Source organism: Arhodomonas sp. AD133 (assembly GCF_051195215.1).
Lineage (GTDB): Bacteria > Pseudomonadota > Gammaproteobacteria > Nitrococcales > Nitrococcaceae > Arhodomonas.
This window is the reverse complement of record NZ_JBNAZM010000001.1, coordinates 186,270-198,460: the sequence shown is the minus strand read 5'-3', so window position 1 is coordinate 198,460 and position 12,191 is coordinate 186,270. Positions and strand designations below refer to the sequence as shown.

Here is a 12,191-nt window from a genome sequence, read left to right as displayed (position 1 = left end):
GCCTGCGGTGCCCAAAAGGCGAAGAACCCATGACACAAGCACCAGCGGCCCTGGAAGTCCGCAATATTCACAAGCGTTTCGGCGACCTCGAGGTGCTGCGGGGTATCGATCTGAGCGCAATGGCCGGTGACGTCATCAGCCTGATCGGCTCCAGTGGCTCCGGCAAGAGCACGCTGCTGCGCTGCATTAATCTCCTGGAGCAGCCCAACGAGGGCGAGATCGTCTTCGATGGCGAACCGCTGGCGCTCAAGCGCGCCCGCGACGGTAGCCTAACCGCGGCGGACCAGGCGCAGATCACGCGCCTGCGCGCAACCGTCGGCTTCGTCTTCCAGAATTTCAACCTCTGGCCGCACATGACTATCCTGGAGAACGTGATCGAGGCACCGCGTCAGGTCCTCGGGCGTTCCAAGACCGAGGCGGTGGAAGACGCCGAGCGGCTGCTGCAGAAAGTCGGGCTTCACGACAAGCGCCACGGCTACCCCGCCTATCTCTCCGGTGGCCAGCAACAACGAGCCGCCATCGCGCGTGCGCTCGCCATGCATCCCAAGGTGATCCTGTTCGACGAGCCCACTTCGGCGCTGGATCCGGAGCTCGTCACCGAGGTGCTGGCCGTTATCAGGGATCTCGCCGAGGAGGGGCGCACGATGTTCATCGTGACCCACGAGATGCGCTTCGCCCGGGAGGTGTCCAGCCAGGTGGTGTTTCTCAACCAGGGGCAGGTCGAAGAGGCAGGGCCGCCGGAGAAAGTCTTCGGCAACCCGGACTCCGAGCGGTGTCGGGCGTTCCTCGCCAGCCAGGCGTGACCACCGGCACCGGGGCCGATACCAATACCAACGACGCGGCGCGCAGGCGTCGCCGATGAGCAGAGGGAGTGCGAGGATGAAACTGCGAAACCTACTGGCCGGCGTTGCGATGACCGTCGGCGTGAGCGTTTCCGCCCAGGCGGCCGACACGATCAAGATCGCTACCGAAGGTGCCTATCCCCCCTTCAACTTCATCGACTCCAGCGGCGAGGTCAAGGGCTTCGACGTGGATATCGCCCGCGCCCTGTGCGAGGAGATGGGCGCCGACTGCGAGCTCGTCCTGCAGGACTGGGACGGCATCATTCCCGGCCTCATTGCCGGCAAGTACGACGCCATCATCGCGTCGATGTCCATAACGCCGGAGCGTCAGGAGGCGGTGACGTTCAGTGAGCCGTATTACTCCAACAAGCTCCAGTTCATAGCGCCCGAGGACAGCGACTTCGATCCGTCGGCCGACCTCGCGGGCAAGACCGTCGGCGCGCAGCGGGCGACGATTGCTGCGCAGTGGCTCGACGAGAACACGGACGATGTGGACATCAAGCTCTATGACACCCAGGAGAACGCCTTCCTGGACCTGGGCTCCGGTCGTCTCGATGCCATCCTGGCCGACAAGTACGTGAGCTGGGAGTGGCTGGAGTCGGAGGAGGGCAGCGCCTACGAGTTCAAGGGCGAGCCCGTTTATGACGACGACAAGATCGCCATCGCGGTGCGCAAGGGCAATACCGAGCTCGCCGAGCGTTTCAGCGACGCTATCGAAGCGATTCGCGAGGACGGGACGTACCAGAAAATCAACGAGCAGTACTTCCCGTTCGACATCTATTGATGAACCTGAATCGCCCGGGCCCTGAGCGGGCCCGCGGCGACTGAATCCAAAGGCCTTTCATGCTCGATCTCCAGGGCTTCGGTGCGCAGCTCGCCGCCGGTACGTGGATCACGATCCAGTTGGCGCTGGGCGCCATGGGGGTGGGACTGGTACTGGGGCTGCTCGGTGCCGCCGCGAAAGAGTCGCCGGTTCCCCCGCTTCGCTGGCTGGGCAACGCCTACACCACCATGGTTCGGGGCCTGCCGGAGCTGCTGGTGATCCTGCTCGTGTACTATGGCTCGGCGCGGATACTCACCGCGGCCGCGGGATGGTTCGGTCACGATGAGTACGTGGAGCTGTCGGCGTTCGCGGCGGGCGTGACGGCGTTGGCGTTCAACTACGGCGCCTATCTCACCGAGGTTTTTCGCGGCGCGCTGCACACCATCCCCCGCGGGCACGTCGAGGCCGGGCTGGCCCTCGGGCTGCGGCGGGGCCGCATATTCCGGCGCATCGTCCTGCCCCAGGTCTGGCGGGTGGCGCTGCCGGCGGTGGGCAATATATTCATGGCGCTGCTCAAGGACACCGCCCTGGTATCCGTGATCGGCATCGAGGACCTCATGCGGGAGACCGCCGTTGCGGTCGGCTCCACGAAGCAGCCGTTCACCTTCTATTTCGCCGCTGCACTGATCTATCTGGGCCTCACCGCGCTCGCGACGCTCGTCATTCACCTGCTGGAGCGACACACGAGTCACGGAATGCGGACGCTGTCGTCATGAGATGGTCGGTCATCATCGAGAATTTGCCGCAGCTGCTCGAGGGGGCGTGGCTGACCATCGAGCTGGTAGTCATATCCGGCGTGCTCGGGCTGCTGATCGCCGTACCCATGGCCATGGCGCGGGTGTCGCGGCAGGTCACGGTACGCCTGTTGCCGTGGCTTTACATCTATTTCTTTCGGGGCACGCCGCTGCTGGTCCAGATATTTCTGGTCTACTACGGCTTCGGTCAGTTCGAGGCCGTGCGCGACTCCTTCCTGTGGCCGGTGCTCAGCGAAGCGTACTGGTGCGCGATCATCGCCTTCACCCTCAATACATCCGCCTACACCGCCGAGATTCTGCGGGGGGCGATCCAGTCGGTGCCGGGGGGCGAGGTCGAGGCGGCCCGGGCCCTGGGCATGAGCCGACGGGTCACCTGGCGGCGGATCATCCTCCCCCGAGCCTTTCGCATCGGCCTGCCTGCCTATAGCAACGAGGTGATCCTCATGCTCAAGGGCAGCGCGCTCGCCAGCACGATCACATTGCTCGATCTCACCGGCATGGCGCGGACCATCATCGCGGTGACCTATACGCCGCTGGAGATCTTCTTCGCCGCCGGGGTGCTCTATGTGATCATCACGTTCATCATCGTCAGCGGCTTCCATTTCCTCGAGCGCCGGCTCGCCCGGCATACGAGGCCCGGCTCTTAGACCCCTCCAGGGGGTCATTCCGGAATGGGTACGTGCGGCGCGGCACTGCGGGGCAGCAGTCCGGCCAGACGCGGGTCGCGCACCCATTGCGTTTCCACTGCGAACGGCCGAAAGCCGACGTGCTGATAGATGGCCAGCGCATCGGGATGATCCTCGCTACAGGTATGCAGCCACACACGCCGGATATCGCCGCGCCAGGCGCGCTGCACGGCCACGCGTAGCAGGTAGCCGCCGAGCCCGCGACCGGGGTAGCCGGGCACCAGACCGAAGTATGCGATCTCCGTCTCGTCCGGCGTGCTTCGGTCGAGCTCCACGAAGCCTGCGAGCACCTCATCAACCCACAGCCGGTAGAGCTCCGTGGTCGGCGCACGCAGGTGGGCCGCGATCGATTCCCGTGACTGCCGCAGACGGCCGTACCACAGCCACGGCTCGCCGACCCGGCGAAACAGGGCGAGATACGCGTCGACCGCCGGCGCATGCCAGGTTTCGATCAGGGTACCGGCAGGCGCATCGGGCTCGTCACCGGCCGGGCAGGCATCCATCTCCAGGTGCGTGACGCGGGATAGATAGCGCCCGCCGTCGCGATCGAGCTCGCGGGTGAATGCACTCATGTCTGTCCCCTTTGGCCGAAACCGTCAGTGTAGCGGTGCCGACCGTCGTCATCGAAGTGCGGGGCGTGCCAGCTCTGTTATGCTTGTGGCATGGATAGAGAACCTAAAGAGATCAATTGGGGTCGCGCTGATCCCCGACGGCGGGTTCGGGCAGGACGGGGAGCGGTCTCGAACCCGGATGGCCGCTTTCGCCGGGCATATGCCGAGAGCTTCGACGACGGCTGGGAATCGCTGGCGGAAGATGCCGCCGACGGCGCGGCGACGAAACCGAAGACCGAGCTCGACGTCGATCACTCGCGCAGTGTGATCAGCTACAACCGGTCTCCGGATATCCCGTTCGACCGATCGATCAATCCGTACCGGGGGTGCGAGCATGGCTGCATTTACTGCTATGCGCGCCCGACTCACGCTTACCTGGATCTCTCGCCGGGGCTCGATTTCGAGACCAGGCTGCAGTACAAACCGGATGCCCCGGAGCAACTCGCCCGCGAGCTTGCGCGCCCCGGCTACAAGCCGGCGCCCATCGCCCTCGGCGTGAACACGGACGCCTGGCAGCCGGTGGAGAAGCGCCTGAGGCTTACGCGGCGTATTCTGGAAGTGCTCTGGACATATCGTCATCCGGTGACGGTGATCACCAAGTCGGGACTCATCGAGCGGGATCTGGAGCTGCTGGCGGACCTGGCCGCGGAGAACCTGGTGCACGCCAGCGTCACCGTCACGACCCTGGATGGTGAGCTCAATCGGGCGCTCGAACCCCGTGCCGCCGGCCCCGCGCGGCGCCTTCGGATGATTGAGCGATTGGCAGCCGCCGGCGTGCCTACCGGTGTGATGGTCGCGCCGGTGATTCCCGCGCTAAACGATGGCGAACTGGAGGCCATCCTGATGGCGGCCGCCGAACGCGGCGCCCGTTCGGCGGGATACATCACGCTGCGCTTGCCCCACGAAGTGGAACCCCTGTTCCGGGAATGGCTGGAGGCGCATTACCCCATGCGCGCAGAGCACGTGCTGAGCGTCGTCCGTCAGATGCACGGCGGCCGGCAGTACGATAGCCGTTTCGGTCGACGCATGCGCGGCAGCGGGCCCCAGGCGGAGCTTATCAGGGAGCGGGCCAGGGTGGCCCGCGCCCGTCTCGGTCTGGACCGCCGCCTGCCGCCGCTGGATTGCACGCACTTCCGGGTGCCTGCGCGCAGCGGTGACCAGCTCGGTCTGTTCGAGTAGCGTCCCCGGCGACGGCGAGCCCCCACGTGCCCGCCACTGCCGTCAGCCATGGGGCGCGGCCAGCATCAGCACGGACAGCCCGGCGAGGATCCACATCACGCCGTGCACCTCGTGCGCGCGTCCGGCCGCCGCCTTCAGCAGCGCATAGCTCATGAAGCCGAAGGCGATGCCATAGGTGATGGAATAGGTGAACGGCATCAGCAGCATGGCCAGAAACGCAGGGATACCGATGGTGTAGTCCTGCCAGTCGATCCTGGCGATGGGCGCGAGCATGAACAGTCCCACCAGCACCAACACGGGAGCGGTGGCAATGGGCGGGACCAGCGACAGCAGCGGCGAGAGGAACAGGAACGGCAGGAACAGCAATGCGGCGACCACTGCCACCAACCCCGTGCGTCCGCCCTGGGCGATGCCCGCCCCGGATTCGATGTAGCTGTTGGTCGGGCTCGTGCCGAATGGCCCCGACAGCAGCGAAGTGACGGCGTCCACTGTCATGGCCTGGCGGAGGTTCCGGGGGTTGCCCCGGTCGTCCTTGAGTCCGGCGGCCTCGGACAGGCCCATGAAGGTCGCCAGTGCGTCGAAGAAGTTCGTGAACAGAAAGACGAAGATGAACGGCCAGTAGGCCACGGAGAGTGCACCGACGATATCCACCTGGAGCAGCGTGCTGAAATCGGGCCAGGCGAATACGCCGTTCCAGTCGACCATGGTCGCGCGTTGCATGCCTTCCGGCCAGAAGCCGGCGGCGTCGCCCCACACACGACCGATGGGCACGGCCAGTGCGGTCGTGATGACGATGCCCAGGATGAGTGCGCCAGGCACTTTGCGCAGCACCAGGATCGCGGTGATCGCCAGTCCGGCGAGAAAGGTCACGCGGATTGTGTCGAGCGGTGCGATGCCCACGAGGGTGGCGGGATCGTGGACGACGAACTGCGCGTTGTTCAGCCCGATGAGGGTGATGAACAGGCCGATGCCGCAGGTGATCGCGTAACGCAGCTGGTCAGGAATGGCGTCGACGACCCATTGGCGGGCATTGAAGGCGGCGAGCAGGGTGAACAGCACACCGGACCAGAACACGCACCCCAGCGCCGTCTGCCAGCTCATGCCGGCGCCGACGACGAGGGTGTAGCTGAAAAGCGCGTTCATGCCCATACCCGGGGCGACGAGAATCGGGTTTTTCGCGTACAGCCCCATGGCAAGGCTGGCGAGGAAGCTGATGAGCACGGTGGAGGCGAGCCCCGCCGCGAAGGGAATGCCCGCATCGGCGAGAATGCCGGGATTGACGACGATAATGTACATGGACGCGAGGAACGTCGCGCACCCTGCCAGGATTTCCGTGCGCACCGTGGTGCCCGCGGCACGAATGCCGAAATGCCGCTCCAGCACCCCCGTCTCGACGGCACCGTCCGTGCTGCTCGTTGAGGCCATGGGCGTCACCCTTGTGGTTGCTCGTGTTTGTTCAGGTGTCGACTTCGTCCACAGCCGCGTGTAGCGCCCGGCGGCGCTCGTCGGAAATGAACGCGGCGTCGATGGCGTTGCGGCTGAATCCGGCAATGGTGGCGCGGTCGAGATCGAATGCCTCGGCGACGGCGAGGAAATTGGCGTTCATGTAGCCGCCGAAGTAGGCCGGATCGTCGGAGTTGATGGTGATGTTGAGCCCTTCGTGCAGCAGCCGCGGGAGGTTGTGCTGCTCGATGGTGTCGAAGACTCTGAGCTTGACGTTCGACAGCGGGCAGACCGTGAGAGGCACTCCGCTGTCCCGGAGACGGGCCACCAGAGCCGGGTCTTCAGTGCAGCGCACGCCGTGATCGATGCGTTCGACGTAGAGCTCGTCCAGTGCCTGGCGAATATAGTCGGCGGGCCCTTCCTCACCGGCGTGGGCGACGAGGTGGAGTCCCACCTCCCGCGCTTCGGCGAACACGCGGTTGAATTTCTCCGGGGGATTGCCGGCTTCCGCCGAGTCCAGGCCGACGCCGATGAAGTGCTCGCGCCAGGGCATCGCCGCGGCGAGCGTGTCGATCGCCGACTCCTCCGAGAGGTGCCGCAGGAAACACAGGATCAGCTCACTGGTCACGCCTAGCTGGCGCTCGCCGTCGAGGCAGGCACGGGCGATACCGCGAATGACCTTCTCGAAGCCGACACCGCGCTCGGTATGGGTCTGGGGGTCGAAGAATATCTCCGTGTGCCGCACGTTGTCGGCCTGGCAGCGTTGCAGGTACGCCCAGGTCAGGTCGTAGAAATCCTGCTCCTCGAGCAGAACGCACGCGCCCTGGTAATACAGGTCCAGAAAGGACTGCAGGTCGTCGAACTCGTATGCGGCTTTCACCTGAGAGACATCCGCGTAGGGAAGGGTGATCCCGTTGCGCTCGGCAAGGCGGAACATGAGCTCGGGTTCGAGCGTCCCTTCGATGTGTACGTGCAGCTCTACCTTCGGAAGCCCCTCGATATAGTCACGCATCGCGCCGGTCCTCGTCCGTTTCGGCTTCTGCGGCCCGTCCGTCGTGAGAGTAGCAGCCAAGGCGATATTGCTCACGGCCGGTGGCCGGTAAGGGCGCGCTGATACGCGGGCGTACCGGGGGTGCCGTGCTGTTCCATGCTGTCCCATAATGCAGGGGTCGGCCAGCGACGGGACCACGCCAACACCATGAACCCTCTCGACGAGCTCGCTGAGCAGCGTATGCGCGAGGCTGAGGCACGCGGAGAGCTTTCCGGGTTGCCAGGCGAAGGGCGGCCACTGGATCTCGACGACGATGCGTTCGTGCCGGAGCATCTGCGCATGGCCTACCGCGTCCTGCGCAACGCGAACTGTCTGCCGCCGGAGCTCGAACAACGGCGCGAGATCCGGGAACTCGAGGACCTGCTGCGGCACGTGAACGACACCACCGGGCCCGAGGCCCGGGAAGCGCGGCGCCGCCTTACTGCCCTGCGTGTGGAGCTCGACAGCCGTCGTGGCGCCGGTAGCTCCCTGTCCACGGTTCCGGGTTACGAGGGCAAGCTCGAGCACCGCTTCCGCCGCCGGTGAAGCCGACGTGGCGTACGTACCGGTGACGCGTTGTCGCCGCTCAACGACTGCGCTGCCCGTGGCCGGCGAGCGCAATCGCGGCCCCCCGGTATCGCGTCGGGAACCCCTTCGTCTGGCCGCGGCGATTGACAGCGGTACCGCACGCCTTGCTACGGTCCACCGTCACGGCGCGCGGCCGCGTTCTGCGGCCAGAACCAACGGCCCGTCAAGGGCCCGGACCAGAGGCAGATTGCACATGAACCACACGATGTGGACCCCGTCCCGCAGCGGATTGCTCGCTGTCCTGCTAGCCGGTGTCATGACCGCCGCTGCGCCGGCGATGGCGCAGCAGGAGGGCAATGCCGGGAATGGCGGCGGCGCCGATGCGGCAAAGGCGCAGAGTAGCGCCCAGCCGGCGAATCCGCGTGCGGAGCTGCGCGAGCTCCAGAAGCAGCTCGGGGAGATCCGCGACCAGGCGCTCGAGAACAACCCCGAGCTGAAGGAACAGCGGCAGTCGCTCAAGGACGCGGTCAATGCGCGCATGGCCGACGAGGGTGTCGATCCGGAGACCGATGTGGAGCGGTTGCGCGAGCTCGCCGAGAAGCTCCGCTCCGGTGAGGTCAAGGGCGAAGAGCAGAAGACGCTGACCAAGGAGTACCGCGAGAAGCGCCAGGCGCTGCTCACGGCCCGGCGCAAGGCGCTCGGCGACGAGGAGATCCAGAAGCAGCGCAAGGCGTTCGAGGACGATCTCCGTGCGGCCATGATCGAGCAGAATCCCGAGACCGAAGCGCTGATCAGCAAGTATCGCAAGCAGCGCACGCAGATGCGCCAGAAGATGCAGAAGGCGATCCAGCAGCGCCAGAAGCAGCAACAGCAGCAGAAGCCATCCATGCAGCAGGAAGGCGGTAGCGAGTAACCGCTCCTGGCGGCCGGCGCCATCTACGGCGCCGGCCTTTCTGAGGTATGCTCCGCATCATGGAGCTATCTCTCGCGACACCGTCACTGCTGTTTCCCGCCATCTCCCTGTTGCTGCTGGCCTATACCAACCGGTTCCTGGGCCTCGCGGCACTGATCCGCGACCTTCAGGCGCAGTACCGGGAGCAGCGCAACCCCAATCTCCGAGGCCAGATCGAGAACCTGCGCCGCCGCGTGATGCTGATACGGCACATGCAGGTCGCCGGCGTGTTCAGCCTGTTTCTGTGCGTGTTGTGCATGTTCCTGCTGTTCGCTGGGCTGGTGACGCCGGCGAAGTACGCATTCGGCATCAGCCTGCTGCTGATGATGACTTCACTGGCGCTGTCACTGCGGGAGATATGGATTTCCGTCGCTGCCCTGGGGCTTCAGCTATCCGACCTGGAATCGGATAGTGATGCGTCGGAAAGCCGGATTTGATGTAAGGAGAAAGCATGTGTTCGGCCTGAGCATCGTTCCGCGCAACGACCCGTTCCAGGGCCTGCGTATCAAACGATTCCTAATGGCGGGTCTCGTCTACGTCATGGCCGTGGTGATCATGGGGCTGTACGTCCTCGAGGGCCTCATGGCGATTCGTCCCTGGCTGAGCATTTCTGCCGCGCTGGTCGTCGTGAACGCAGTGTTCTACGCCATGCTGCGGAGCGGCCGCAACGAGCGGCTGCGGGATCCGAGCCTGACCGGGGTTCAAATGGTCACGGCCTGCGTGTTCATGACTGTCAGCCTGTATTTCGTCTACGGCGCTCGCGGCGCATTGCTGCTGCTTTACATGGCTTTGCTGATGTTCGGCGTCTTCCGGCTGCGCAACTGGCAGTTCACCGTTCTCGGGCTATTCGCCATGGCGTGCTACGGCGGCGCCGTCGCCGTCGTCTATCACGTCCGGCCATGGGCCGTTGATTTGCGGGAGGAAACCCTGCAGTTCGTCGCCCTGGCGGTGATCGTTCCCTGCGGAGGGTTCTTTGCCGGCTATGTCGACCGGCTGCGCCGGCAGCTCAAGCGCCAGCAAATCGAGTTGCAGCAGGCGCGCGAGAAAGTGCACGACCTGAGCGTGCTCGACCCGCTGACCGGGCTGAGCAATCGCCACGCAGCCATCAGCGCGGTGTCCGGCGAAGTGACACGCGGGTTGCGTCTGCAGCAGCCGCTGACGGTCGCCATGGTGGATCTGGACAACTTCAAGGCGATCAATCGGGAGTTCGGCCACGAGCGTGGCGACCAGGTTCTCAAGCGCGTGGCTCAGGCGATTGGTGACGGGTTGCGGGCGATCGATACCGTTGGCCGCTACGGCGGCGAGGAGTTCATCGCCGTGTTGCCCGACGTGCAGGGCGAAGAGGCGCTGGAGCGTGCACGAGTGCTCTGTGAGCGCGTTCGCGACTGCCGTTTCCAGGCGTTGGGCGCAGGCGCGCGGCTGTCGGCCTCCGTCGGTGTGACCGCACTGCAGGAAGGCGATGACACCTGGACACTGATCAGCCGGGCACGGGCGGCCGCCGACGAAGCGCACGAACGCGGCGGTAATCGCGTCGTCGCTCGCGGAATCGGCGACGAATAGCCGCTGGTACGCGGCCGTTGAGGCAGATGGGAGCCGGGAACGGTGGCGATTAAGGACAGGAAACTGCGCAGGCTCTATGAGAATCTGCAGAGCGAGGTGGACAGCGCGGCGCTCTACCATGCGCTGGCAGCGGCGGAGGACGACGAACGTCTCGCCGAGGTCTACCGTCGCATGGCCCGGCTCGAAGAGCGCCACGCACGCTTCTGGGAGGCGGAGATTCGTCGCCGGGCGGGTGTGGTGTCCCCGCTGCGGCCGAGCTGGCGTTCCCGTCTGCTGGCGGCGATCGCCCATCGCTTCGGCGCATCATGGGTGCTGCCGGCGATTTCGGGGATGGAGCGCGCCGGCAGCCGCGCCTACGAGCGGCAGCCGGAGTCGCGCGACTCTCGCTTGCCGGCGGACGAACGTTATCACAGACGGCTGCTCAGCGTGATCCGGCGTGCGGGCGCCGGACTCTCGGGTGACGAGATCGCGCGTCTTGAAGGCCGCCATGGCGGTGTCGACGGCAATGCGCTTCGGGCTGCCGTTCTCGGGGCCAACGATGGGCTCGTTTCCAATCTCAGTCTCGTAATGGGGGTCGCCGGCGCGGCAGTCGCTGGCGAGACGATACTGCTGACCGGGCTGGCAGGATTGCTGGCCGGGTCCATCTCCATGGCCTTGGGCGAGTGGTTGTCGGTACAGAGCGCTCGGGAGCTGCATATGCGGCAGCTCGAGGTGGAGGCCCAGGAGCTCGCGGAAGCGCCGGAGGAAGAGGCCGAAGAGCTCGCTTTGATCTACGAGGCCAAGGGGCTGGCACGTAGCGAAGCCCAGGCGGTGGCTCAACGACTAATCGACGATCGTGAGAACGCGCTCAACGTGCTCGCCCGCGAGGAGCTCGGTATCGATCCGGCGAACCTGGGTGGTTCCGCCTGGGTGGCAGCGGGGACGTCGTTTCTCCTGTTCGCTATCGGCGCGATCATCCCGGTCGTTCCCTACTTCTTCTTTGGCGGTTCACAGGCCGTACTAACCAGTCTTTGCGCGAGCGCCGTGGGTCTGTTCGTCATCGGTGCAGCAATAACGGTGCTCACCGGCCGCTCGGCATGGTATTCGGGGCTGCGCCAGCTCACATTCGGCCTTGGCGCCGCCATGATCACCTACGGCGTCGGCTGGTTGCTCGGCGTCGGTCTTGTGCCGTAGGTACCGGCGGTTACCCTGGCGACCGCCACTACGCGGTCGCCAGGGCGGCGGGTGCCGGATGTGGAGTCGGGGGGGAGGCGCGCTAGCGGATTTCCCACAGTGCGGCGGATTGCGCGTGGAGCGGCGGGGCATGGTAGCCGTTGCCGCGTTCCAGTCGCTGCCACTCGGCGTCGGTGAGCAGGCGCTCGGCGAGCGGAAAGAGCTCGTTCTCCTCGCGCTCTATCTGGTCGAGGCATTCGGCGACGAAGCGCCGGGCGAGGGCGTCGAATCGGTCACGGGGCACGACCACGTCTTCCGCCATGTCCTCGATCTGCTCGAGCAGCGCTTCCGCCGTCTCGGTGAGATTTTCGGTGCTATCCTGCATGGCTTCCGCCGTCCGCCGCGCTTCGCCTTCATGGCTCGCGAGGGCGCGACACAGCGCCTGCTCTTCGTGCACATGCTGCTGCAGGGGTTGATGCGTCATCCACTCCAGGTTTTCACGCATGGCGTCGATGTCCGCATTGCCCGCTTCTTCGAACGCCTGCAATTCTTCCTCGAAGTGCTCGAGTGCCTGGAGAATATCCGCGTGTTCACTGCGCAGCCGCTGTAGCAATTCCATCGCGTAACCTC

Annotated in this window: 14 protein-coding genes; 10 read left to right on the top strand and 4 right to left on the bottom strand. The window is 65.5% G+C overall.

From position 1 onward, the window contains the following. Window positions 1-29: 29 nt before the first annotated feature. From ACPEES_RS00800 to ACPEES_RS00785, 4 genes are all read left to right on the top strand, one after another. Window positions 30-803 (top strand): ABC transporter ATP-binding protein, encoded by a 774-nt coding sequence (locus ACPEES_RS00800; protein ID WP_435099849.1) that lies wholly within the window; start codon window positions 30-32, stop codon window positions 801-803. A gap of 76 nt (window positions 804-879) precedes the next feature. Next, a complete protein-coding gene (locus ACPEES_RS00795; protein WP_435099846.1) occupies window positions 880-1,626 on the top strand; it encodes an ABC transporter substrate-binding protein in 747 nt (248 codons plus the stop codon). Window positions 1,627-1,685: 59 nt separating this feature from the next. Further along, window positions 1,686-2,381 (top strand): ABC transporter permease, encoded by a 696-nt coding sequence (locus tag ACPEES_RS00790; RefSeq protein ID WP_435099843.1) that lies wholly within the window; start codon window positions 1,686-1,688, stop codon window positions 2,379-2,381. Continuing rightward, entirely contained in the window at window positions 2,378-3,067 is a 690-nt protein-coding gene (locus ACPEES_RS00785) for an ABC transporter permease (protein ID WP_435099840.1), read from the top strand. Before ACPEES_RS00790 ends, ACPEES_RS00785 begins: the two co-directional genes overlap by 4 nt. A 14-nt stretch (window positions 3,068-3,081) precedes the next feature. Here ACPEES_RS00785 and ACPEES_RS00780 read toward each other — a convergent pair whose 3' ends face one another. Beyond that, window positions 3,082-3,678, bottom strand: a complete 597-nt coding sequence (locus ACPEES_RS00780; RefSeq protein ID WP_435099837.1) for a GNAT family N-acetyltransferase — start codon at window positions 3,676-3,678, stop codon at window positions 3,082-3,084. Between the two features lie 90 nt (window positions 3,679-3,768). Here ACPEES_RS00780 and ACPEES_RS00775 point away from each other — a divergent pair, with 90 nt between their 5' ends. Further along, window positions 3,769-4,896, top strand: a complete 1,128-nt coding sequence (locus ACPEES_RS00775) for a PA0069 family radical SAM protein (protein ID WP_435099834.1) — start codon at window positions 3,769-3,771, stop codon at window positions 4,894-4,896. A gap of 42 nt (window positions 4,897-4,938) precedes the next feature. Here ACPEES_RS00775 and ACPEES_RS00770 read toward each other — a convergent pair whose 3' ends face one another. Both ACPEES_RS00770 and ACPEES_RS00765 read right to left on the bottom strand, forming a co-directional pair. After that, complete coding sequence (locus ACPEES_RS00770) at window positions 4,939-6,321, bottom strand: NCS2 family permease (RefSeq protein ID WP_435099831.1); 1,383 nt, start codon at window positions 6,319-6,321, stop codon at window positions 4,939-4,941. A gap of 31 nt (window positions 6,322-6,352) precedes the next feature. Beyond that, the gene (locus ACPEES_RS00765) at window positions 6,353-7,351 is read right to left on the bottom strand and encodes an adenosine deaminase (protein ID WP_435099828.1); all 999 of its coding nucleotides are present in this window, start codon (window positions 7,349-7,351) and stop codon (window positions 6,353-6,355) included. A gap of 186 nt (window positions 7,352-7,537) precedes the next feature. Between ACPEES_RS00765 and ACPEES_RS00760 the strand changes: the two genes are divergently transcribed. The 5 genes from ACPEES_RS00760 (at window position 7,538) to ACPEES_RS00740 (ending at window position 11,582) form a co-directional block, all read left to right on the top strand. Next, complete coding sequence (locus tag ACPEES_RS00760; RefSeq protein ID WP_435099825.1) at window positions 7,538-7,915, top strand: DnaJ family domain-containing protein; 378 nt, start codon at window positions 7,538-7,540, stop codon at window positions 7,913-7,915. A gap of 235 nt (window positions 7,916-8,150) precedes the next feature. After that, a complete protein-coding gene (locus ACPEES_RS00755; protein WP_435099823.1) occupies window positions 8,151-8,810 on the top strand; it encodes a hypothetical protein in 660 nt (219 codons plus the stop codon). Window positions 8,811-8,869: 59 nt separating this feature from the next. Further along, window positions 8,870-9,286, top strand: a complete 417-nt coding sequence (locus tag ACPEES_RS00750) for a DUF2721 domain-containing protein (protein ID WP_435099820.1) — start codon at window positions 8,870-8,872, stop codon at window positions 9,284-9,286. A gap of 16 nt (window positions 9,287-9,302) precedes the next feature. Then, the gene (locus ACPEES_RS00745) at window positions 9,303-10,409 is read left to right on the top strand and encodes a GGDEF domain-containing protein (protein WP_435099818.1); all 1,107 of its coding nucleotides are present in this window, start codon (window positions 9,303-9,305) and stop codon (window positions 10,407-10,409) included. A 42-nt stretch (window positions 10,410-10,451) separates the two neighbouring features. Then, on the top strand, window positions 10,452-11,582 hold the full coding sequence (locus ACPEES_RS00740; protein WP_435099816.1) for a VIT1/CCC1 transporter family protein: 1,131 nt from the start codon (window positions 10,452-10,454) through the stop codon (window positions 11,580-11,582). Between the two features lie 82 nt (window positions 11,583-11,664). Here ACPEES_RS00740 and ACPEES_RS00735 read toward each other — a convergent pair whose 3' ends face one another. Then, window positions 11,665-12,180, bottom strand: a complete 516-nt coding sequence (locus ACPEES_RS00735) for a hemerythrin domain-containing protein (protein ID WP_435099814.1) — start codon at window positions 12,178-12,180, stop codon at window positions 11,665-11,667. Window positions 12,181-12,191: the final 11 nt, after the last annotated feature.

Coding starts and splice junctions, on each gene's coding strand:
- ACPEES_RS00800 (WP_435099849.1), top strand. CDS start 30: ATGACACAAGCACCAGCGGCCCTGGAAGTCCGCAATATTCACAAGCGT.
- ACPEES_RS00795 (WP_435099846.1), top strand. CDS start 880: ATGAAACTGCGAAACCTACTGGCCGGCGTTGCGATGACCGTCGGCGTG.
- ACPEES_RS00790 (WP_435099843.1), top strand. CDS start 1,686: ATGCTCGATCTCCAGGGCTTCGGTGCGCAGCTCGCCGCCGGTACGTGG.
- ACPEES_RS00785 (WP_435099840.1), top strand. CDS start 2,378: ATGAGATGGTCGGTCATCATCGAGAATTTGCCGCAGCTGCTCGAGGGG.
- ACPEES_RS00780 (WP_435099837.1), bottom strand. CDS start 3,678: ATGAGTGCATTCACCCGCGAGCTCGATCGCGACGGCGGGCGCTATCTA.
- ACPEES_RS00775 (WP_435099834.1), top strand. CDS start 3,769: ATGGATAGAGAACCTAAAGAGATCAATTGGGGTCGCGCTGATCCCCGA.
- ACPEES_RS00770 (WP_435099831.1), bottom strand. CDS start 6,321: ATGGCCTCAACGAGCAGCACGGACGGTGCCGTCGAGACGGGGGTGCTG.
- ACPEES_RS00765 (WP_435099828.1), bottom strand. CDS start 7,351: ATGCGTGACTATATCGAGGGGCTTCCGAAGGTAGAGCTGCACGTACAC.
- ACPEES_RS00760 (WP_435099825.1), top strand. CDS start 7,538: ATGAACCCTCTCGACGAGCTCGCTGAGCAGCGTATGCGCGAGGCTGAG.
- ACPEES_RS00755 (WP_435099823.1), top strand. CDS start 8,151: ATGAACCACACGATGTGGACCCCGTCCCGCAGCGGATTGCTCGCTGTC.
- ACPEES_RS00750 (WP_435099820.1), top strand. CDS start 8,870: ATGGAGCTATCTCTCGCGACACCGTCACTGCTGTTTCCCGCCATCTCC.
- ACPEES_RS00735 (WP_435099814.1), bottom strand. CDS start 12,180: ATGGAATTGCTACAGCGGCTGCGCAGTGAACACGCGGATATTCTCCAG.